We start from the raw sequence: 21048 nt of genomic DNA on the forward strand, positions 1-21048 counted from the left end.
CCCGCCGGGGGGGGGGGGGGGGGGGGGGTGGGGGGGGGGGGGGGGGGTGGGGTGGGGGGGGGGGGTTGGGGGGGGGGGGGGGGGGGGGGGCCGGGGGGGGGGGGGGGGGGGGGGGGGGGGGGGGGGGGGGGGGGGGGCCGCGGGGCCCCCCCCCCACCCCTCCCCGTACGTCTACTTGGCGTCCGCGTACCGCTCGACCGTCGCCGTCGTGAACGGGAACCGCACCGGTGTCTCCCCGAACGCGATCCGCCCCGCCTCGTCCCCGGCCGCCCTGATCGCGGCCGTGACCGCCTCCGCCTCCTCCGCCGGGCAGTGCACGATCACCTCGTCGTGCTGGAAGAAGACCAGCTCCGCCCGCATCCCCCCGAGGGCGCGCCGCAGCGCCGCCAGCATCAGCAGGGCCCAGTCGGCCGCACTGCCCTGCACGACGAAGTTACGGGTGAACCGGCCCCGCGCCCGGGCGTTCCCGGAGGCGTACCCCGGGACGAACTCCCCTTCCACGACCGCCGGCTCCCCGCCCTCCTGGGGCAGGCCGGCCTCGTCGTCCTCGCCCGCGCCGACCGCCCGCGGGCTCGTCCTGCCGAGCCAGGTCCGGACGAGCCGCCCCTCCTCGCCCGCCTTCGCCGCGTCGTCGACATAGGCCACCGCGCGCGGGAAGCGCCGCCGCAGCGCCGCCAGGTTCTTCAGGCCGTCGCCGCTGGTCTGGCCGTAGATCGCGCCGAGCAGCGCGAGCTTGGCGTGGTCGCGGTCGCCGGAGAAGGCCCGGTCCGACAGGCGTGTGTACAGGTCGTCGGGGTGCCCCGCGACCTCCATCAGGCCCGGGTCCCGGGAGATCGCGGCGAGGACCCGCGGCTCCATCTGGTCGGCGTCCGCGACGACGAGCCGCCAGCCCTCGTCGGCGACGACGGCCCGCCGGATCACCTTCGGGATCTGCAGCGCCCCGCCGCCGTTGGTCGTCCAGCGCCCGCTGACCGTGCCGCCCGGCAGGTACTCCGGCCGGAAACGGCCGTCCCGCACCCAGTCGGCCAGCCACGACCAGCCGTGCGCCGTCCAGATCCGGTAGAGCTTCTTGTACGCGATCAGCGGCCGCACCGCCGGGTGGTCGACCTCCTCCAGCTCCCACCGGCGAGTCGACTTCAGCCGGATGCCGGCCTGCTGGAAGGCCTTCACGACGTCGGCCGGCAGATCCGGGCGGACCCGGCGCCCGAAGGCCGCGGACACCTCGTCCGCGAGCTCCGCGAGCCGGCGCGGCTCGCCCCCGCCCGCGTACCGCTCGCCGAGCAGCTCGTGCAGCAGCTCCCGGTGCACGTCGGCCCGCCACGGCAGCCCGGCCCGGTGCATCTCGGCGGCGACCAGCATCCCCGCCGACTCGGCCGCCGTGAGCAGCCGCATCCGGCCCGGGTGCTCGGCCCGCCCGTGCCGGCGCAGCTGCTCCGCGTAGACCGCGAGGAGGCCGTCGAAGGGCACGGAGACGACCGGGCGCGGCTCGAAGAGCGAGTCCTGCGAACCGGGCTCGGCGCTGCGCTGCGGCGGGTCGGGCGGCACCGGCGCGTTCCGCAGACGCGCCCAGGCCGCCGCCGCCGAGCGGGGCTCCCCGAGCCGCCCCTCGTGCCCGAGGAGGAGCTGCTCGGCGTCCTCCACGTCGTAGCACCGCTCGACCCGGACGCCGGCGGCGAGCAGCCGCGGATACACCTCGGCCGTCGACCGCCACACCCAGCGGGCCACCTCGGGCCGGGCGCGCACGGCGGCCACCAGGTCCGGCTCGCGCACCACCTCCCCGGCGGGCAGCCCGTCCTGGCCGAGGGGCACGAGCAGCGCCCCGTCGCCCTCGGCCTCGGCGGCCAGCGCCCACCTCTCGCTCATGGGTGCGAGTCTGGCACCCGCCACTGACAGAGCCGGGTCACGACATCGGCCGGACGGGCTCCCGCACCGAGGGGCGCGAGCCCGTCACGCCGCCGCGTGGAAGAGCGCGGCGGCCTCGCCGCGCGAGCCGACGCCCAGCTTGTTCAGGATGTTCGCCACGTGGAACTTCACCGTCGACTCGCTGATGTGCAGCTCCTCCGCGATCCGCCGGTTCCGGTGGCCGAGCGCCAGGTGCCGCAGCACCTCCACCTCCCGCTCGCCGAGCCCGGTCAGCGGGTGGGCCGCCTCGGCCGGCGCCTCCGGGGTCGCCAGCGGGACCACCGCCGTGATCGTGGTGCCCCAGCCCGGCACCGCGTCCATGTCGAGCCGTCCGCCGAGCACGTCGAGCCGGTCCCGGACGCTGCCCGCGCCCAGGTCGCACGGGGCCAGGGCGCCCGCCCCGTCGTCCCGCACCGAGGCCCTCAGCTCGTGCTCGGTCAGCTGCCAGCCGACGTGGACCCGGCTGACGGAGTCCTGCTCCAGGACCACCAGGAGCAGCGCGCGGACGATCGCCCGCGCGCTGTGCGCCACGTCCGCGGCGAGCGAGCGGTCCGAGTCGGGCGCGCCCAGGTCGAGCCGGACCGTGCTGTGCCGCAGCATCGGCCGCAGCTCGCCGGCGAGCCGCTCGAAGGCGTCCCGCGCGGGCTCCTCCGCGAGCTCCCGGTCCCGCCGCTGCTCGGCCCGCATCTCGATCAGCGCCGTGGCGGCCAGGTCGGTCGCGGTCGCCCGGGCCGTCGTGTCGTCGAGGGCGCGGCTGCGCAGCACCCCGAGGACCCCGGAGAGCGCCGCCGCGTGGGCGGTCGACAGCTCCGCGATGACCCGGGCCCGGGTGTCGGCCGCCGCGCGCGAACGGGCCAGGGCCCCCGGCATCGCCTCCGTGGCGAACCGGTCGAAGTGGCTGGTCACCAGGTTCCACAGGGCCTGCGCCACGGCCAGCTCGGCGGCGCCCGCCGGGGCGGCGCCGTCCTCCCGTACGAGCACGAGGACCGCCCCGCGCAGGGTCGCGTCGCTCTTCACGGCGACGACCGCGCGCTCCCGGCCGCCGATCGTGGCGACGCCCTGCCAGGGGTTCCCGGGGACGCCCGCCATGAGCAGCGGTGCCAGTTCGGCGCCGGTCAGCAGCTCCGTACCGCCGAGGGCCTTGAAGGGGGAGTGCGCGCAGTGCGTCGAGAGTTCGGCGGCGTCCACGTGCGGGACCAGGGGCGCGAGGGCGGCCGAGACGCGGGGCAGGATCTCGCCGAGCGGCTGCCGGAGGATCTCGTACGCGGTGGTCAGGGTGAGCGCGTCCATGCGGTTCAGCGTACGGGGGGAGGGGCCGGGTCCGGCCCGTCTTTCGGACAGGTGGGACTGGCCGTTGGGAGGGCGGGGGGAGCGGGGCCCGGGCCGCAGGCTGGAGCACGTCGGAGAACGCAACGAGCACCGCAGGGTGTGAACAGGCAGCGCTGGAGGCTGAGATGGAAGCGATCGTGTACGAGGAGTTCGGCGGCCCCGAGGTGCTGCGCCACGCGACCGGCGTCGCCGTGCCGGAGCCCGGACCCGGCGAGGTCCGGGTCAGGGTGGCGGCCGTGGGCGTCAACCCGGTGGACTGGAAGCGGCGTTACGGCTGGGTCGAGGAGTTCTACCCGACGACCTTCCCCGCCGTGCCCGGCCTGGAGTTCGCCGGCACGGTCGACGCGATCGGCGAGGACGTCGAAGGCTCCGGCGAGGGCTTCTCCGGCCTGGCCGTCGGCGACGAGGTCCTCGGCTGGACGAAGACCGGCGCCTACGCCGAGTACGCCATCGCCGGCATCGTCGCGCCCAAGCCGGCCGGGCTCTCCTGGGAGGCCGCCGCGAGCCTGCCGGTGGCCGGCGAGACCGCCCAGCGGGTCCTGGACCTGATCGGCGTACGGGAGGGCGAGACGCTCTTCCTGCACGGCGCGGCCGGCGTCGTCGGCTCGGTGGCCGTCCAGCTCGCCGTCGCGGCCGGGATCACGGTCGTCGGCAGTGCCTCGGAGTCCAACCACGCCTACCTGCGGGAGCTCGGTGCGATCCCGGTGGCGTACGGGGACGGGCTCGCCGAGCGGGTCGGGGCCGCGGCGCCGGACGGCGTCGACGCGGTCTTCGACGCGGCCGGCCACGGTGTGCTGCCCGTCGCGATCGAGCTCCTCGGCGGGGAGGGGACCGCGGACAGGCGGCGGATCGCGACGATCGCGGCGACGGACGCGGCGGAGTACGGGATCACCTTCTCCGGCGTCGTCGGCGACCCCGACGCCGTGCGCGCCGCGCTCACGGCCCAGGCCCGGCAGGCGGTGGAGGGCACCCTCGCGGTCAGGATCGCCGAGACCCTCCCCCTCAAGGAGGCGGCCCGCGCGCAGGAGCTGAGCGAATCGGGCCACGTGCGGGGGAAGTTGGTCCTGCTTCCGTAGGGTCCACGGCCGCCGGAGGGTGAGAAGATCCACCTCTTGTGCGGCTGGGGCCGACGACCGTGACAGTGGAAGGCGACGACGATGTACGCGATGTCCCTGGGTGACGACGGCGCGGAGCTGCGCCCGCTCGAACCGTGGCAGGCCGACGAGTTCCTGGCGCACATGGACCGGGGACGGGAGTTCATCGGAGCCCGCAACGGCCTCCCCGACGTCGTGACCGACCTGGAGTCGAGCCGGGCCTTCCTCCGCGCGTACGCGGAGAAGGCGGCGGCCGACACGGGCCGGATCCACGGCATCTGGCTGGCCGACGGCACGCTCGTCGGCGCCGTGATCCTCCGGACGCTGGACACGAGGGCGGGCACGGCAGAGGCGGGCTGCTGGCTGGAGCCCGCGGGGGCCGGCAAGGGCCTGGTGACCCGGGCGGCGCGGGCGCTGATCGACTGGGCGATCGAGGTGCGGGGGATCCGCCGGGTGGAGTGGGTGGTCTCCTCCGGCAACGCACCGAGCATCGCCGTGGCCCGACGCCTCGGCATGACGCGGGACGGCGTCCTGCGGGAGAGCTACGCCTACCGGGGCGAGCTGCACGACCAGGAGGTCTGGTCGGTCCTCGCCCGGGAGTGGCGGGAGGCGAAGCCGGTCGACTCCGCCTCCTAGGGCGTGTTGCGAAAGTCCCGCCTGCCCGACGGCGCCTGGCACGCACGCTCGCCGCGTTGTCGGGATCACCCCGATACATCCAGTACCGGGGCGACCCTCCGCCTTGCGATCGCACGCACCAGACGCCGTCGGGCCCGCCCTTCGGGCGGCCGGCGCTACTTTCGCAACACGCCCTAGGGTCTGCCCGGAAAGGGCCTCCACGCCTGCGTGGAGGGGCGGTGACCCGGCTCCGACCCTTGTCACCGCCCCGTGTCCCACCATCGCCGCTCAGCGCGTGAGGCGCCACGCGGGGAGGGCCGACGCGGCGACCGCGACCGCCGCGCAGACCGCCGCCGCGGCACCGGCCGTGGCCCACGGCAGGACCAGGGCCACCGGGGCCGAGAGCGCGGCGAGGCCCGCGCCCAGGGTGCCGAGGACGGCCGCCGTCACCGCCAGACCGAGCAGCGCCCCGATCGCGGTGGCGAGCAGCGCCTCGCCCGTCACCACCCGCAGGATCTGGGCCCGGGTGGCTCCGGCCAGCCGGAGGGAGGCCAGCTCCCCGCCCCGTGCGGAGGTCGCCATGAGGAGCGTGTTGGCGAGCCCGATCACCGTGTAGACGAGGGCGATGCCGAGGACCAGGACCATGCCGAGCCGGGTCTGCGGGCTGCTCGCCGGATGCCCGGCCGCGGCCCACGCGTCGGCGCTCCTGACGGTCCCGCCGCTCGCCTCCAGGGCCCGCGCCGTGGCCTCGCCGCCGCCGCGCGCCTCGATCCGGTCGAGGAGGGCGCCGGGCGCGTTCGCGCGGGTGACGTAGGGGCCGTTGTCGCCGGTCCCGAGGGCGAGGACGGCCACGACCCGGAGCCGTACGGGACCGCTCCCGTCCGCGCGCCAGATCTCGACGGTCTCCCCGACCCGGCGCCGCTCGAACTCCTCGTTGACGACGATCGACCGGTCGTCGAGGTCCCGCGGGTCGCCCGCGACGACCGGCAGCCGGGCCAGCTCCGCGAACGCCGCCGGGTCGGCCACCGCCCGCGCCCCGTACTTGACGACGGCCTCGGCCCCGTCCCGTACGAAGAGGGAGGTCGACGCGGTGGGGGAGACGACGGCCCCGTCGGGGAGGGCGGCCGCCGCGACCGGCTCCAAGTCCTCGCCGCTCACCACGTACTGAGCGGTCGTCTGCTCCCGTGCCTCGACGCCACGCGCGCGCGTGACGCTCGCCGCCGAGCCGAACAGCGTCCCGGCGAGCGCGACGGTGACGAGGACGGGCGCGGCGACGGCGGCGGTACGGCGCACGGAGGCGGCGCTGTTCTCCCGTACGAGCGTCCCCACGGCCCCGCGCAGCCGCAGCAGCCGCGCCACGGGCCGCACCAGCAGCGGGGAGAGGAGGGCGACGCCGCCGACGAGGAGCATCGGGAGGGTGGTGTACGTCTTCCGCTTGAGCAGCTCCGACGGTTCGGTGGCGTACGTCCACACGAGCAGTCCGAGCCCCGCGAGGAGCAGCCCCGCGCCGAAGAGGGCCCGGCCCGCCGGCAGGACGTCGGTGTCGACGTCCGCCTCGCGCAGCGCGGCCGTGGGGTCGACCTTCCCGGCCCGGCGGGACGCGGCGACGGCCCCGGCGAGGGCGACGGTCAGGCCCGTCCAGAAGGCGAGGTGGAAGGGCCAGACGGCGTCGCCGACCGTGAACCACCCGGGCGCGAGCCCGCCGTCGACCAGGGCCCGGGCCAGCACCGGGGCACCGGCGGCGCCGAGCGCGCACCCGGCGGCGGAGGCGAGCACGCCGAGCGCCGTGGCCTCCGCGAGGAGCATCCGGCGGACCTGGCCGGGGGTGGCTCCGGCGGTGCGGAGCAGGCCGAACTCCCGGCGCCGCAGGGCGACCGCGAAGGCGAAGGTGGAGGCGACGACGAAGACGGAGACGAAGGCCGTGACGCCGCCGGTGGTGCCGAGGAGGGCGTTGAGGCCGACGAGGGCCCGGGCGTCCCGCTCGGGGTCGGGGTCGGGGTTCCGCCGGGCGTCGCCGGTGAGGACCTGGGCGCGGTCGCCGACCAGGGCCCGGACCTCGGCGGCGGGGGCGTCGAGCCCGACGGCGTCGGGGCCGCCGGACGGGGTGCGGCCGCCGTCGGTGGCGGGACCGCCGTGGACGGTGAGGGGCCAGCGGGCGCGGAGTTCGCGCAGGAGTTCTCTGTCCACAGGCTGTGGACGGTCGAGCCGCTGTGCCACGGGGACGGTGTCGGGCCCGCGCCGCACGTCGAGCGTCAGCCGGTCCTGGCCCTGGACGACGACGGGCGAGGAGGCGAACCGCTGGGGAGAACGCTCGGGCGCGTGGAAGGTGGCGGAGAGGCCGAGGCCCATGGTGGTGAGCAGCCCGACGCCGAGGGCGAGGGCGAGGAAACCGCCGAGGAAGGAGGCCCAGCGGGCCCGCAGCCCGCAGAGGACGACGGTCAGCACGCGAGGCTCCCGACGACGTCCCCGAAACCGGCCGGCGCACCCCCGGGTGCTTCGAGCCCCGCCATCCGGGCGGCGACCGACTCGACCGTCGGTGCGGTCAGCTCGCCCGCCAGGCGCCCGTCGACCAGGAACACCACGCGGTCCGCGCGGGCCGCGGCCACCGGGTCGTGGGTGACCATGACGAGCGTCTGGCCGTCCTCGTCCACGAGCCGGCGCAGCATGGCCAGCACCTCGCGGCTCGTCGTCGAGTCGAGCGCGCCCGTCGGCTCGTCGCCGAAGAGGACGGCGGGCCGCGTGATCAACGCCCGGGCGATGGCCACCCGCTGCTGCTGCCCGCCGGAGAGCTCCCCCGGCCGGTGCCGCTCCCGCCCGGCCAGCCCGACGCGTGCGAGGGCCTCCCTCACCTCCGTACGGGAGGGGCGGCGGCCGGCGAGACGGAGCGGCAGGGCGACGTTCTGCGCGGCCGTCAGGCTGGGCAGCAGGTTGAACGACTGGAAGACGAAGCCGATCCGGTCCCGCCGCAGCAGGGTCAGGCGCCGCTCGCTCAGCCCCTCCAGCGCGGTCCCGCCGACCTCCACGCTCCCGGCGGTGGGCCGGTCGAGCCCGGCCGCGCACCGGAGCAGCGTGGACTTGCCGGAGCCGGAGGGGCCCATGACGGCGGTGAAGGTCCCGGCGGCGAGGTCGAGGTCGACGCCGTCGAGGGCGCGGACCTCGCGGTGGTGGCGGGTGAGCCCCCGGAGCCGTACGGCCATGGCGGTGGGTGTCTTCGTCATGGCTCCAGCGAACCGTCTCCGCCGCCGCCGATCACGACCACTGCCGGGCGTCCGGAGGGTATGCCTGGCCCTACCTCCCGCGTGGGGCCCGCGGGGGCGGGGAGACAATCGGAGGATGGGACACGAGGACGGCGCGGGCGGCGCGGGCGGCAGCGGCACCGGCATCATCGACAAGGCCTTCGAGGCGCTGTACGCGAGCGACGACGTCTCGCTCGACACGGCGGCCTCGCTGCTCGCCGCCGCCGGCCGGGCCGCCGACGCGGAACTGTCCCGGCGCGGCGAGGAGTTCGTACGGACGCTGTGGGGGCGGGGCTGGCAGCCGGCGGACCTGGCGCGCACGGTCCGCCGCGAGCTCGCGGACGAGCACGTCCGGCTCCTCGCGGCGCTGGTCAGGACGGAGACGGCGGGGTACGAGCGCCTGCCGCACCGCTGGCAGGCCCAGCTGGACGAGCTGGACCCCGGCGCCGTCCGGCCGACGGACCGCTTCTCGTACGCGACGGCCGTCCTGGAGCTGTACCGGGTCCTGGTAAGGCTGCCGAGGCTCGACGCGGTCGGCCCGGTGCCGGGCGAGGCGCTACCGCCGGCCGCCGCCGGGGAGCCCCGCATGCTCACCCGGATCCGGGCGCTCCTCGCGAAGGCGGAGGCGACGGGTTACCCGGAGGAGGCGGAGGCGCTCACGGCGAAGGCCCAGGAGCTGATGGCGCGGCACAGCCTGGACGAGGCGACGCTCGCGGCGGGTGCGCCGTCGCCGGAGACGCCGGGGGCGATCCGGATCGGGGTGGAGCCGCCGTACGAGCAGGCGAAGGCGATCCTGCTGGACGCGGTGGCGACGGCCAACCACTGCCGGGCGGTGTGGAACGAGGCGTACGGCTTCTCGACGGTGGTCGGCTTCGAGGCGGACCTGGACCCGGTGGAGCTGCTGTACACCTCGCTGCTGGTCCAGGGGACGGCGGCGATGACACGGGCGGAGGCGGAGCAGCGGGCGGGCGGCCGCAAGCGTACGAAGTCGTTCCGGCAGTCGTTCCTCCTCGCCTACGCCAACCGCCTGGGCGCCCGCCTGTCGGCGACGTCCCGCCGGGTCGCCGCGGAGACCCCGACGCTCCTCCCGGCCCTGGCCTCCCGCGACCTAGCGGTCACGAACCGCACGGACGAACTCTTCCCGGAGACCAGGTCGACGAGGGTCCGGGCGGCCTGGGACGAGGACGGCTGGACCCACGGCGCCACAGCCGCCGAAAAAGCCACCCTCCACCCCAACCGCCCCCACCTCCCCTGACCCCGGAACACGCCCACCCCCGAAGCCGTCACCCACCCAGCCCACCCCGTGCCTCGCCCCCGCCCGGCGCCGCCCCCGCCCGGCGCTGACGCCGCCCACCCCGTGCCTCGCCCCCGCCCGGCGCTGACGCCGCCCACCCCGTGCCTCGCCCCCGCCCGGCGCTGACCCCGCCCACCCCGTGCCTCGCCCCGCCCGGCGCTGACGCCGCCCACCCCGTGCCTCGCCCCGCCCGGCGCCGACCCCGCCCACCCCGTTCCCCGACCCCGCCCGGCGCCGACCCCGCCCACCCCGTGCCCCGACCCCGCCCGGCGCCGGAGACACCGGGCCCCGCCCGGCGGGCCAACGCCGCCCCCCCCGTGCCCTGACCCCGCCCGGCGGGCCGACCCCGCCCCCCCGTGCCCTGACCCCGCCCGGTGCCCCCCGCTTGCCAGGGGCCCCGCCCTCGGGGGCGCCGGGCTCCGCCAGGGCCGGCTCCGCCGGGGCCCTGGACCATTCCCCGTACCTCCCCCGCCCCGCGGCGCGCAGCTGCCGCGCCCCCCTGGGGGCCCGGGGGACTTCGTCCCCCGGAGCAGCACGCCCCACCAGCCCCCGGCAGGGTTTCGGGAAGGGGCGGGGTGGGGGGAAATGCCCGTTTCGTAGGCGTTCGCGGATACGCTCACGCCATGAGTTGGCTCCGGGCCCTGAAGGAGACCGCCCGCTCCGGGCTCAGCGTCGAGCGCCCGCGGCTCGAACCCGCCATCGCCGCCCGAGGCGCCCTCGGACTCGCCCTCGTCGTCGGACTCTCCCTCGCCCTCTTCGGCCCCACCGTCGCCGCCTCCTCCGCCTTCGGCGCCTTCCAGGCGGCCATCGCCACCTTCCAGCGCTCCTGGCGCCCCCGCCCCACCCTCGCCCTCGCCTCCGGCGCCAGCCTCGCCGTCTCGACCTTCCTCGGCTACGTCACCGGCGCCGGCTCCCACCCGTTCCTCTTCCTCGGCCTGCTGGTCCTCTGGACGTTCCTCTCGGGGCTCGCCTGGGCCGCCGGCCCCACCGCCGGCATCATCGCCTCCTCCAACGTGGCGATCATGCTGGTGACGGTCACCCTCCCCACCTCCGTCGCCACCGCCGCCGGCCACGCCGCCATGATCTTCGCCGGCGGCGTCGTCCAGGCCGCCCTCGTCGTCCTCCTCCCGGTCCGCCGCTGGGGCGCCCAGCGCGACGCCCTCGCCGACGCGCTCGCCGCCGAGGCCGACTACGCCCGCCGCCTCCGCCACGACCCGGTCGCCTCCTTCGACCCCGTACCGCTCATGACGGCCCGCAGCGCCGCCGCCGTCACCCCCCGCCAGGCCCGCAGCCGCCCGGCGGAGCTGCACGGCGCGCGCGGCCTCGCCGAGCGGATCCGCCCGGTCCTCGCCTCGCTCGCGGACCCGGCCGTCGGCGTCCCGGAGGAGGGGCCGCAGCGGGACCGCGTGCGCGAGCTGCTCGCCGCCGCGGGCGCCGTCCTCGACGCCGCCGCGCACGCGATCCGGCACGGCGAGCCCGTCACGCTCCCGCCGCCCGCCGTCGCCGTCCTCCGCACCCCCGACACCGGCGCGATCCTCTCCGGCCCGCCCCACCGCGCCGCCCTCCGTCTCGCCGCGCTGCTCGGCGACGTCGTCGAGACGGCGGAGCCCCGTACCGAGACGAGCACGGGGGAGCCCCGCAGCCGCCCGACCATGGTCGGGCTCGGGCCGATCGTCCTCGCGAAGATGCGCGCCGAGCTGCGCCCGGACTCCCCGATCCTGCGGCACGCCGTCCGCGTCTCGGCGGTCACGGCCGCGGGCTACCTCCTCGGCACCGCGCTCCCCTTCGGCCACGGCTACTGGGCGCCGATGGCCTCCGTCATGGTGATGCGGCCGGACTTCACGCAGACGTACGCCCGCTCCGTGGCCCGTCTCGGCGGCACGCTCGTCGGCGTGGGGCTCGCGACGGCGGTCGTCCAGGCGGCCCATCCGGGCGTGTACGGGTCCGCCGCCCTCGCCGTCCTGTGCGCCTTCGGCATGTACCTGCTGATGCGCACGGGGTACGCCGTCGCCCAGGCCTGCGTCGCCGCGTACGTCGTCTTCCTCCTCGGCATGGACGGCGCCGGCCTCACCCAGACGGTCCGGGAGCGCGTGCTGCTCACCCTCCTCGGCGGGCTGCTCGCCATGCTCGGCTACGCCGTCTACCCGGCCTGGGAGACGCCCCGGCTGCGCGGTCGCCTCGCGGACTGGCTGTCGGCGTCCGGCCGGTACGCCGCCGCCGTCGCCGCCCGGTACGCCGAACCCGCCGGCCAGTCCTGCCCCGACGTCCGCGAGGCCCTCCTCGCCGCCCGGGCCGCCCGCGTGGCCTGGCAGGAGGCGGTGGACCGGGCGACCCACGAGCCGGTGCGCCACCGGGGTCTTTCGCACGCGACGGCGGAGGAGGCCGGGTACGCCGTGGCGGAGTTCGGCCGGGCGGCCATGCTCCTGGAGGCGCACCTGCCGGACCGCGGCGCCGCGCCGCTGCCCGCCGCCGCGGCCCTCGCGGAGGCCCTGCGCAGGTCGACGGAGCGGGGCGCGAAGGACGTGCGCGAGCGCAAGGAGCCGCGCTGGGACGACCTCCGGGAGACCGTCGCCGCCTGGTCGGCGGACCCGCCGGACCACTTCCTCCTCGAAAAGGGCGCCCGGCTGCAACTCGAAGCCCTGGACGGGCTCACCGAGGCACTGACTCCCTGAATCCCTGAATCCCTTCCCCCGGTTGCCCTGACGGATCCCGGCCCGATTTCCGTATCCGTGTCATCCGGGTCGGCCCCGAACGGAGTTGGAAGGAGTGAGGACCCAGAAGGAGCCAACGGATGATGAAGAAGAAGTACCTGTCGGCCGTGGTCGCCGTGACGGCCGCGGCGACCCTCGCGGCCCCGGCGTCGGCGACGGCGGAGACGAAGTCCACCGCGACGACCGTCACGACCGCCACCGCTCTCGCCCCGGCCCAGGAGGCGAGGACGACCCCCTCCCGGGCCGCCGTCGAGAACACCCCCGTCCGCACCGTCCGCCCGGGGGAGCGCGTCGACGCCGGGCAGGGCTGGACGGTGTGGCTGACGCGGAAGGGCAAGCACTGGTCCGGGCCGGACGGTTACGAGAACTTCCGCAGCGTCGTCGACGGCAACATCGACCGCACGCAGCCGGGCGTCAGTCACCAGAGCGAGGGCGGCGAGAACGGCGTCTTCCACTCCGGCCTCTACTACGGGACCCGAGACGCGGGACGCGTCGAACTGACCGGCTCCGACGGCCGCAAGACCCTCGCCACCCTCGTCGCGCTGCCGGGCCGCCCCGACTGGGGCGTCTGGTACGTCCACACCGCGCCGACCCAGGGCGGCAGCCCGGCCGTCGCGCTGTACGACCGCTCCGGCAAGCTGCTGGCCGACCTGCCGGCCTGGGACTTCTGACCGGCCGCACCCATGAACGCGGCGGGGCCCGGCACGGGGCTGGCCCCGCCGCTCTCCACCACCGAACGATCGCGAGGTCCGACACCGTGCCGCACGAGCCCGCCGCCGAGGCCGCCGAAGACGCCGCCGAAGACGTCGCCGAGGCCGCCGGGGACGGCGCCGACGACGGCGCCGACGACGACGGCTTCGCCGCCTTCGCCGTCACCGCCTGGCCCCGGCTGGTACGCACGGCCCAGCTGCTCACCGGCGACTTCCACGAGGCGGAGGACCTGGTCCAGACGACGCTCGCCAAGGTGTACGGGCGCTGGCGGCGCGTCCCCCGGAGCGAGATCGACCTCTACGTGCGCCGGGCGCTCGTGAACAACAACCTCAGCCGCATCCGCCGCAAGCGGGTCGCGCTGCTCCTCACGCCCGTGCTCCCCGAGTCGCTGCGGCACACGTACGCGGGACACGCCGAGGCCGTGGAGCAGCGCACCGCGCTCCAGGAGGCGTTAGCGGACCTGACGGCCCGCCAGCGCGCGGTGATGGTGCTCCGCTACTGGGAGGACCTGACCGAGCAGGAGATCGCGAGCGTGCTCAACTGCTCGATCGGCACGGTCAAGACGCACGCCAGACGCGGCCTGGCGGCGCTGCGCGCCCACCCCCGGCTCGTCGCCGCCCCCGTCCCGTACGCCCTTGCCCCGCCCGGAGCCCGCCGATGACCACCCCCGAAACCACCCCCGATCCGGCGAGCGTCGCCGAGGCCGCTCCCGGCCCGGCGACGCCGGCCGAGGCCGAGCGGATCCGTGAGGCGTTCGCGCGTGAGGCTCTCGGCGTCACGCCGAGCCCGGTGCCGCTGGCGGCCGTGCGGAGCGCCGGGCGGGCGTTCCGGCGACGCCGCGCCGTGACCCTGTCGGCGCTGTCGGTCCTCGGCGCGGTGACGGTCGTGGCGGGGGTGGCGGCCGGTGTGGCGGCCACGCGCTCGTCCCCGTCGGCCGCCGCCCCGGTGGCCGCGCCGCCGGCCACCGTCAGCCCCCGGGTCCCGTCGCCCACGTCCTCGCCGAGGCCCAGCTCCACGCCGGTGCGGACGCCGACGCCGGTGCGGGTCGTGGCCTCCGGCGAGCGCGTCGACGCGGGGAAGGGCTGGAAGGTCTGGCTGACGGCCGAGGGCAAGCACTGGGTGGGGCCGGACGGGCTGGAGAACAGCCGCAGCGTCACCGACGGCAACGTCGACACGGCCGAGCCCGGCGTGAGCCACCAGAGCTCGTCGTCCCCGGCGGGCGGCTTCCACTCGGGGCTGTACTACGGGACCCGCGCGGTGGGCAGGGTCGAGCTCACGGGCTCCAAGGGCGACGCGATCGCCGCGACCCTGCTCGAACTGCCGGGCCGGCCCGGCTGGGGCGTCTGGTACGCGCACACGGGGCCGACGGGCAACGACGCCTCCGTCGCCCTGTACGACCGCGCGGGCAAGCTCCTCTCGAAGCTCCCCGGCTGGCCCGGCTGACCGAGCCGACCGAGTGGCCCGGTCGGCCGCCGTCACCAGGAGGCCTTCCGCACCCCCGGCAGGAACCCCGCGTGGGCCTGGGCCCGTACCCGTACCCGGGACAGTCCGAACTTCCGCAGGTGCCCCCGGGGCCGGCCGTCCACCGCGTCCCGGTTCCGGACCCGGGACGCGCCGGCGTCCCGGGGCTGGCGGGCGAGTTCCCGTACCGCCGCCGCGCGGTCGGCGGCCGGGGTGGCGGGGCGGCGGACGAGCTCCTTCAGCTCGGCCCGCCGGACGGCGTACCGCGCGACGAGCTCCTTCCGCCGTTCGTTGCGTGCGATCACGGCGCGTCCGGCCATCAGACCTTCTCCCCGCGCGCCCGGATGCGGGCCACGGCGGCCTCGACGCCGATCACGTCGACGGTCTTGACCGCGCGGGCGCTGAGCGTGAGCCGGACGTACCGGCCCTCGCCGGCCAGCCAGTACCGCTTGCGCTGGATGTTGGGGTCGAAGCGCCGCGGGGTGCGCCGGTGGGAGTGCGAGATCCGGTTGCCGAATCCGGGCCGGGCGCCGGTCAGCTGGCAGTGGGCGGACAAGGGTGACCTACCTCTCCGTGGGCTCTCCGTGGTCTCCCCGAGGAGACATTGGAAATGGGAACCGTTTTCATTTACTCTACACACCATGGCCCGCAACGAACTCCGTCCCGTCATCAAGCTCCGGTCCACCGCAGGCACCGGATTCACCTACGTCACCCGCAAGAACCGCCGCAACGACCCCGACCGCCTCACCCTGCGCAAGTTCGACCCGGTCGCCGGCCGGCACGTCGACTTCCGAGAGGAGCGCTGAACCACCCATGAAGCCCGGAATCCACCCCCCGTACGAGCCCGTCGTCTTCCGTGACAAGGCGGGCGGCTTCGCCTTCCTCACCCGCTCCACGCTCACCAGCGACAAGAGCGTCGAGTGGGAGGACGGGCGCACCTACCCCGTCGTGGACGTCGAGATCTCCTCGGCGAGCCACCCCTTCTACACGGGCACCGCGCGCGTGCTGGACACCGCCGGCCGTGTGGAGCGCTTCGAGAAGCGGTACGGAGCGCGTCCCGACGCCGCCGGGGCAGCTCGCTGATGTTCTCCGTCGCCCTCGTCGGAGGCCTGCACTCCGACGCCCGCCGCGCTGCCGTGGACCGGCTCCTGGCCGACGTCCCCGGCAGCGTGGCGCTCCACCACGACCTCGCGACGGCCCCGGAGACCGGGACCGTCGCCCGGACCGTCCGGGACGCCACGGGCGTCCTGTCCGCGGGGGAGACCCCGCTGGTGAACGACTGCGCCTGCTGCGCCCTGCGCGAGGACCTCGTCCCCGAGCTGGAGCGGCTGCGCGCCTCCGGCCTCACCCGGCTCGCCGTCGTCGAGCTCTGGGACTCCGTCGAGCCGCGGGCGATGGCCGAGGTCGTCGCCGCCGCCGGGTTCCGTATCGGCGCCGTCGTCACCGCCGTCGACCCGGCGCTCCTCCTGCCGTACCTCGGCAACGGCGACGACCTCGCCGACGTCGGGCTCGCCGCGGCCTCCACCGACCGGCGCACCGTCGCCGACACCTGGGCGCGCCAGCTGGAGTACGCGCCCGTCCTCGCCGTCGCCGAGAGTCCCGGGACCGACTCCGAGGACCGGGCGCTGCTCGACCAGCTGCACCCCACCGCCCGCCGGATCGCCGTCGGGGGAGGCGGGCTCGCCGAGGCCGTCTTCGCCGGGTTCGACGTGGAGGCCGCGGCCGCCGCCCAGCACCCGGCCTGCGCGCTGCTGCCGCAGGAGGCGGACGCCCACGGCGTCGCCACCTACGTCTGGCGCCACCACCGGCCCTTCCACCCCGAGCGGCTCTACGCCGCGCTGGAGGGCCTGACCTGCGCCGCGGCCCGCAGCCGTGGCCGCTTCTACCTGGCCGACCGGCCCGACACCCTGCTCGCGTGGGAGGCGGCGGGCGGAGCGCTCAGCGTCGAGAGCGCCGGCCCCTGGCTGGCCTCGCTGCCCGACGCGGCCTGGGAGCTGGTCCCGCCGGTGCGGCGGGCCGCCGCGGCCCTCGACTGGCACCCGGAGCACGGCGACCGCTGCCAGCACCTGGTCTTCACCTCGCCCGGCCTGGACCGCGACGGTCTGGCCGAGCTCCTCGGCTCCTGTGTGCTCACGGACGCCGAGTACGCCGGGGGGCGCGACTCCTGGCGGGGGTGCGGCTCCGCGTTCGACGCGTTCCTGGAGGTCTGACGAGCCCGTGTCCGACCGGAGGGCGGGCGGGGCCGTAGGGTGAACCGGAGGGCGCTTCCGCCGTACTCGCGGGTAGAACGCTGAGTCGCGTAGCCGCTACGCCACCCCCCGTGCACGTGCATCTGCTCATGCATGGGCATATGAACACAGCTATGATCCGAGGAAGTTGACACCTGCACCAAGCAACTCGGGGAGCTACCAGTGCATCATGCGCATCGCGCGTACAACGGCATGGCGGCCACAGAGCTGCGAGGCGTCGTGTGGCAGAAGAGCAGGCACAGCAACTCCCAGGGATCCTGCGTGGAGTTCGCCAAACTGCCGGGGGGAAACGTTGCCGTACGCAATTCGCGCCACCCCGACGGGCCCGCACTCGTCTACACGCCGGCGGAGATAGAGGCGCTCCTGCTCGGCGTCAAGGACGGGGAGTTCGACCACCTGGTGTGAGCCGAGGGCGTGGAACGCGCCACGGGGGCATGAGGGCAGTACATGGGGAAGGGCCCCGGCGGTATCCGCCGGGGCCCTTCCCCATGCTGTACGAGAACTACTGCTGCTGTTCCGGGCCGACCCGGAACAGCGCCCACACGACCTTGCCCCGGAGCGTCCCGGCGAGCGGGTGCCAGCCCCAGCTGTCGCTGAACGCCTCGACCAGGAACAGGCCGCGCCCCGACTCCGCGGCGAAGTCCTCCTCGCCGCAGCGTGCCTCCGGGCTCTCCCCGCTCGGGTCGCGCACGGCGCACACGAGGCGCGAGGCCCAGCGCATGAGGTGCAGCCGCACCGGCGGGTTCTGGCCGTCTTCCTGGGGCGCGTCCGACGGCACCGCGTGCCGCAGCGCGTTGGTGACGAGCTCGGAGACGACCAGGGCCACATCGTCGAAGCGGTCGGTCATGTCCCAGCGGTCGAGCGTCGCGCTGGTGAACTTCCGAGCCCCGCGCACGGCTTCGTACCGGGCGGGCAGGGCGCAGGAGGCGGAGGTGGAGACGGCGCCGGGATCGATCGGCGGAAGGCCCTGCCGTAACGGCTCGAGCACGGTCGATCCATTCGTCCCCATGCGAGGCACTCCCGGGAATCGCGACTGTGGTGCGACAACACGACAACACGAACGAGTACGCGGCTGCGCGGGGTCCATGGTTCCGAATGCGCCCACTGGATGCAAGGGCAGATGCACGTGCACGCGCCGGACCTGTCCTTCCCTGTGGCGAATCTGTGCATATCTTCTGCGGGTTGCCGGGGGAATCGGCGCCCCTACGCCCCCTCGTGCGCCCCCGTTCATCGAGCAGGTGCCCGGAAGTCGCCCTCTTTCCGTAATCGAATGTGTACGCGCTGAAGCGTTTGGTGGCAGAATCCGGGGCTCGACGGGGGCTCGACACCGTAAAGGGGAGGCTGAGAGCCGTGACCGCAGGCGAATCCGGTGGAGCGAGCGGGAGTGTGGTCCGGCGCATCCTGCTGGGCTCCCAGCTGAGGAGGTTGCGCGAGTCGCGCGGGATCACCCGCGAGGCGGCCGGCTACTCGATCCGCGCGTCCGAATCCAAGATCAGCCGCATGGAGTTGGGACGGGTGAGCTTCAAGGCCAGGGACATAGAGGATCTGCTCACTCTCTACGGCGTCGGCGACGAGACCGAGCGCGGCGCGCTCCTCGGGCTCGCCCGCGAGGCCAACGTCACCGGCTGGTGGCACAGTTACGGCGACGTCCTGCCCGGCTGGTTCCCCACCTACATCGGCCTGGAGGGCGCGGCGTCCCTCATCCGCGTCTACGAAGTCCAGTTCGTGCACGGCCTGTTGCAGACCGAGGCGTACGCCCAGGCGGTCGTCACCCGCGGCATGCCCGAGGCACCGAGTGCCGAGATCGACCGCCGTGTCGCCCTGCGCCTGGAGCGCCAGAAGGTCCTCGTCTCCGAGCGGGCCCCGCAGTTCCACGCCGTCCTCGACGAGGCGGCGCTGCGCCGCCCCTACGGCGACCGCGCCGTCATGCGGGGGCAGTTGAAGCATCTGATCGAGATCTCCGAGCACCCCGGGGTCACCCTCCAGGTCATGCCCTTCAGCTTCGGCGGCCACGCCGGAGAGAGCGGCGCCTTCACGATGCTGAGCTTCCCCGAGTCCGACCTCTCCGACATCGTCTACCTGGAGCAGCTGACCAGCGCCCTCTACGTCGACAAGCGCGAGGAGGTCGCCCAGTACCAGCGCGTGATGGAGCGCCTCCAGAAGGACAGTCCGGATCCGGCCGAAAGCCGGGACCTTCTCCGTGGCCTTCTTCAACTCTCGTGACACATCAGTACGATGACGCCACATCAGTCTGATCACGGGTAGCGGTTAGAGGGGTCCTCCACCATGTCGCACTTCACCGACCTGGCCCACCAGTACATCGACGGCGAGTGGAAGCCGGGCAGCGGCTCGTGGGACATCATCGACTTCAACCCGTACACCGGGGAGAAGCTCGCGTCGATCACCGTGGCCACCGCCGACGAGGTCGACCAGGCCTACCGGGCCGCCGAGCGCGCACAGGCCGAGTGGGCCGCGACCAACCCGTACACGCGCCGGCTCGTCTTCGAGCGGGCGCTGCGGATAGTCGAGGACCGCGAGGCGGAGATCGCCGAGACGATCGTCGCCGAGCTCGGCGGCACCCGCCTCAAGGCCGGCTTCGAGCTGCACCTCGCCAAGGAGTTCCTGCGCGAGGCCGTGCAGCTGGCGCTGCGTCCCGAGGGCCGCATCCTGCCGTCCCCGGTCGACGGCAAGGAGAACCGCGTCTACCGCCTCCCGGTCGGTGTCGTCGGCGTCATCTCCCCGTTCAACTTCCCCTTCCTGCTCTCCATCAAGTCCGTGGCGCCCGCGCTCGCCCTCGGCAACGCGGTCGTCCTCAAGCCGCACCAGAACACCCCGATCTGCGGCGGCACCCTCGTCGCCAAGGTCCTGGAGGAGGCCGGTCTCCCGGCCGGTCTGCTGAACGTCGTCGTCACCGACATCGCCGAGATCGGCGACGCGCTCCTCACCCACCCCGTTCCGAAGGTCATCTCCTTCACCGGCTCGGACCGGGTCGGCCGGCACGTCGCCACGGTCTGCGCGCAGAACTTCAAGCACGCCGTCCTCGAACTCGGCGGCAACAGCGCCCTGATCGTCCTGGACGACGCCGACGTCGACTACGCCGTCGACGCGGCCGTCTTCAGCCGCTTCGTGCACCAGGGCCAGGTCTGCATGGCCGCCAACCGCATCCTGGTGGACCGCACGCTGGAGGAGGAGTTCACCGAGAAGTTCGTGGCGAAGGTGAAGACCCTGCGCGTCGGCGATCCCGCGGACCCCGCCACCCACATCGGCCCGCTGATCAACTCCCAGCAGGCGGAGGCCGTCTCCTCGCTCGTCGACCAGACGGTCGCGGCCGGTGCGACCGCGCTGCTGCACGGCTCGGCCGAGGGGAACGTGGTCTCCCCGTCCGTCCTGGCCGGCATCCCGGCGGACTCGCCCGTGCTGACCCAGGAGATCTTCGGCCCGGTCGCTCTCATCGTCCCCTTCGACGGCGAGGAGGAGGCCGTGCGGATCGCCAACGACACCCCGTACGGGCTCAGCGGCGCCGTCCACACCGGGGACGTCGAGCGGGGCGTACGGGTCGCCCAGCGCATCCACACCGGCATGATCCACATCAACGACGGCACCGTGCACGACGAGCCGATCGTGCCCTTCGGCGGCGAGAAGCGCTCGGGCATCGGGCGGCTCAACGGCGACGCGATGGTGGACGCCTTCACCACCCAGAAGTGGATCTCCATCCAGCACGGCCGGAGCCGCTTCCCCTTCTGACCGGATCGAGGACCGTAGCTGTCCGCAAGGGTCCGTAGCGTGAGTGGTGTCGGAAACGCTCACCAACGCTCACCAACGCTCACCACGGAAGGCGGACATCATGGTCGCTCTCGTTCCCATCGAGGCCCACGGCGACGAGCGCGGCGCGCTCCTCAACTTCATCGAGGCCCAGCGCGCCGCGATCCGCCGCTCCCTCCTCGGCCTCACCGAGGAGCAGGCGGCGAGCCGCCCCAGCGCCAGCGGGCTGAGCCTGTCCGGCCTGCTCAAGCATGTCGCGGAGGTGGAGCTGAACTGGCTCCGCCTCGCACAGCAACGGCCTGGGGGCACCCCCAGGCGCAGCTCTGGGGGAGAGAAGGAGCGGACCCAGGAGACCTGGGGAGACGGCTTCGTGCTCGTCGGGGACGAGACGGTCCCGGAGATCGTGGAGTTCTGGGCGGGCGTGGCCAAGGAGACCGAGGACTTCGCCCGCTCGGTGCCGAGCCTGGACGACACCTTCCCGCTGCCGGAGGCGCCCTGGTTCCCGAAGGACGGCCGGGTGTCGGTGCGCTGGATGCTGCTCCACCTCGTGCAGGAGGCGGGGCGGCACGCGGGGCACGCGGACGTCATCCGCGAGTCCCTGGACGGCAAGGTCTCCTTCGCGCTGATCGCGGAGGAGCAGGGGCGGTGATCCCCGCGCGCGTACCCTGGTCAGAATTGACCAGG

21 protein-coding genes are annotated in these 21048 nt (G+C 75.0%); 14 read left to right on the top strand and 7 right to left on the bottom strand.

What is annotated here, in order from left to right:
• Positions 1 to 171: 171 nt before the first annotated feature.
• Both ACF08F_RS02990 and ACF08F_RS02995 read right to left on the bottom strand, forming a co-directional pair.
• On the bottom strand, positions 172 to 1863 hold the full coding sequence (locus ACF08F_RS02990; protein ID WP_392296723.1) for a bifunctional 3'-5' exonuclease/DNA polymerase: 1692 nt from the start codon (positions 1861 to 1863) through the stop codon (positions 172 to 174).
• An 84-nt stretch (positions 1864 to 1947) separates the two neighbouring features.
• Positions 1948 to 3192, bottom strand: coding sequence for a LuxR C-terminal-related transcriptional regulator (locus tag ACF08F_RS02995; RefSeq protein WP_392296724.1), 1245 nt, complete (start codon positions 3190 to 3192; stop codon positions 1948 to 1950).
• Positions 3193 to 3356: 164 nt separating this feature from the next.
• Here ACF08F_RS02995 and ACF08F_RS03000 point away from each other — a divergent pair, with 164 nt between their 5' ends.
• Both ACF08F_RS03000 and ACF08F_RS03005 read left to right on the top strand, forming a co-directional pair.
• Complete coding sequence (locus ACF08F_RS03000) at positions 3357 to 4307, top strand: NADP-dependent oxidoreductase (protein ID WP_392296725.1); 951 nt, start codon at positions 3357 to 3359, stop codon at positions 4305 to 4307.
• An 81-nt stretch (positions 4308 to 4388) separates the two neighbouring features.
• Positions 4389 to 4961, top strand: coding sequence for a GNAT family N-acetyltransferase (locus ACF08F_RS03005; RefSeq protein WP_392296726.1), 573 nt, complete (start codon positions 4389 to 4391; stop codon positions 4959 to 4961).
• A gap of 267 nt (positions 4962 to 5228) precedes the next feature.
• On the opposite strand, the gene ACF08F_RS03010 is transcribed toward ACF08F_RS03005, so the two are convergent.
• Together ACF08F_RS03010 and ACF08F_RS03015 are read right to left on the bottom strand one after the other, a co-directional pair.
• The gene (locus tag ACF08F_RS03010; protein WP_392296727.1) at positions 5229 to 7385 is read right to left on the bottom strand and encodes an FtsX-like permease family protein; all 2157 of its coding nucleotides are present in this window, start codon (positions 7383 to 7385) and stop codon (positions 5229 to 5231) included.
• Positions 7379 to 8158 (bottom strand): ABC transporter ATP-binding protein, encoded by a 780-nt coding sequence (locus ACF08F_RS03015; protein WP_392296728.1) that lies wholly within the window; start codon positions 8156 to 8158, stop codon positions 7379 to 7381. Before ACF08F_RS03015 ends, ACF08F_RS03010 begins: the two co-directional genes overlap by 7 nt.
• Positions 8159 to 8273: 115 nt before the next feature.
• Between ACF08F_RS03015 and ACF08F_RS03020 the strand changes: the two genes are divergently transcribed.
• The 5 genes from ACF08F_RS03020 (at position 8274) to ACF08F_RS03040 (ending at position 14335) form a co-directional block, all read left to right on the top strand.
• Entirely contained in the window at positions 8274 to 9431 is a 1158-nt protein-coding gene (locus ACF08F_RS03020) for a DUF2786 domain-containing protein (RefSeq protein WP_392296729.1), read from the top strand.
• 662 nt (positions 9432 to 10093) lie between these two features.
• A complete protein-coding gene (locus ACF08F_RS03025) occupies positions 10094 to 12142 on the top strand; it encodes an FUSC family protein (RefSeq protein WP_392296730.1) in 2049 nt (682 codons plus the stop codon).
• Positions 12143 to 12261: 119 nt separating this feature from the next.
• Positions 12262 to 12852 carry a hypothetical protein gene (locus ACF08F_RS03030; protein WP_392296731.1) on the top strand — a complete coding sequence of 197 codons (591 nt, stop codon included), beginning with the start codon at positions 12262 to 12264 and terminating at the stop codon, positions 12850 to 12852.
• An 86-nt stretch (positions 12853 to 12938) separates the two neighbouring features.
• A complete protein-coding gene (locus ACF08F_RS03035; RefSeq protein ID WP_392296732.1) occupies positions 12939 to 13553 on the top strand; it encodes a SigE family RNA polymerase sigma factor in 615 nt (204 codons plus the stop codon).
• On the top strand, positions 13550 to 14335 hold the full coding sequence (locus ACF08F_RS03040; protein WP_392296733.1) for a hypothetical protein: 786 nt from the start codon (positions 13550 to 13552) through the stop codon (positions 14333 to 14335). Before ACF08F_RS03035 ends, ACF08F_RS03040 begins: the two co-directional genes overlap by 4 nt.
• Positions 14336 to 14367: 32 nt before the next feature.
• On the opposite strand, the gene rpsN is transcribed toward ACF08F_RS03040, so the two are convergent.
• Both rpsN and rpmB read right to left on the bottom strand, forming a co-directional pair.
• Positions 14368 to 14673, bottom strand: a complete 306-nt coding sequence (gene rpsN / locus ACF08F_RS03045) for a 30S ribosomal protein S14 (protein WP_392296734.1) — start codon at positions 14671 to 14673, stop codon at positions 14368 to 14370.
• Positions 14673 to 14909: a 50S ribosomal protein L28 gene (rpmB, locus tag ACF08F_RS03050; RefSeq protein WP_392296735.1), complete on the bottom strand. Its 237-nt coding sequence runs from the start codon at positions 14907 to 14909 to the stop codon at positions 14673 to 14675. The genes rpsN and rpmB overlap by 1 nt, the downstream gene beginning before the upstream one ends.
• 85 nt (positions 14910 to 14994) lie before the next feature.
• On the opposite strand from rpmB, the gene rpmG reads away from it, so the two are divergent.
• From rpmG to ACF08F_RS03070, 4 genes are all read left to right on the top strand, one after another.
• A complete protein-coding gene (gene rpmG / locus ACF08F_RS03055; RefSeq protein WP_003991959.1) occupies positions 14995 to 15159 on the top strand; it encodes a 50S ribosomal protein L33 in 165 nt (54 codons plus the stop codon).
• 7 nt (positions 15160 to 15166) lie between these two features.
• Positions 15167 to 15436, top strand: a complete 270-nt coding sequence (locus ACF08F_RS03060) for a type B 50S ribosomal protein L31 (protein ID WP_392296736.1) — start codon at positions 15167 to 15169, stop codon at positions 15434 to 15436.
• The gene (locus ACF08F_RS03065) at positions 15436 to 16563 is read left to right on the top strand and encodes a CobW family GTP-binding protein (protein ID WP_392296737.1); all 1128 of its coding nucleotides are present in this window, start codon (positions 15436 to 15438) and stop codon (positions 16561 to 16563) included. The genes ACF08F_RS03060 and ACF08F_RS03065 overlap by 1 nt, the downstream gene beginning before the upstream one ends.
• Positions 16564 to 16794: 231 nt before the next feature.
• Entirely contained in the window at positions 16795 to 17007 is a 213-nt protein-coding gene (locus ACF08F_RS03070; protein WP_030219358.1) for a DUF397 domain-containing protein, read from the top strand.
• A 97-nt stretch (positions 17008 to 17104) separates the two neighbouring features.
• On the opposite strand, the gene ACF08F_RS03075 is transcribed toward ACF08F_RS03070, so the two are convergent.
• Positions 17105 to 17611 carry an ATP-binding protein gene (locus tag ACF08F_RS03075; RefSeq protein WP_392296738.1) on the bottom strand — a complete coding sequence of 169 codons (507 nt, stop codon included), beginning with the start codon at positions 17609 to 17611 and terminating at the stop codon, positions 17105 to 17107.
• Between the two features lie 341 nt (positions 17612 to 17952).
• Here ACF08F_RS03075 and ACF08F_RS03080 point away from each other — a divergent pair, with 341 nt between their 5' ends.
• The 3 genes from ACF08F_RS03080 to ACF08F_RS03090 all read left to right on the top strand — a co-directional run bounded on the left by ACF08F_RS03080 (position 17953) and on the right by ACF08F_RS03090 (position 21013).
• Positions 17953 to 18825 carry a helix-turn-helix transcriptional regulator gene (locus ACF08F_RS03080; protein WP_063619384.1) on the top strand — a complete coding sequence of 291 codons (873 nt, stop codon included), beginning with the start codon at positions 17953 to 17955 and terminating at the stop codon, positions 18823 to 18825.
• A gap of 63 nt (positions 18826 to 18888) precedes the next feature.
• The gene (locus ACF08F_RS03085) at positions 18889 to 20346 is read left to right on the top strand and encodes an aldehyde dehydrogenase family protein (protein ID WP_392296739.1); all 1458 of its coding nucleotides are present in this window, start codon (positions 18889 to 18891) and stop codon (positions 20344 to 20346) included.
• A gap of 100 nt (positions 20347 to 20446) precedes the next feature.
• On the top strand, positions 20447 to 21013 hold the full coding sequence (locus tag ACF08F_RS03090) for a DinB family protein (protein WP_392296740.1): 567 nt from the start codon (positions 20447 to 20449) through the stop codon (positions 21011 to 21013).
• Positions 21014 to 21048: the final 35 nt, after the last annotated feature.

It is taken from the genome of Streptomyces sp. NPDC015130 (assembly GCF_043080005.1).
Classification (GTDB): domain Bacteria; phylum Actinomycetota; class Actinomycetes; order Streptomycetales; family Streptomycetaceae; genus Streptomyces.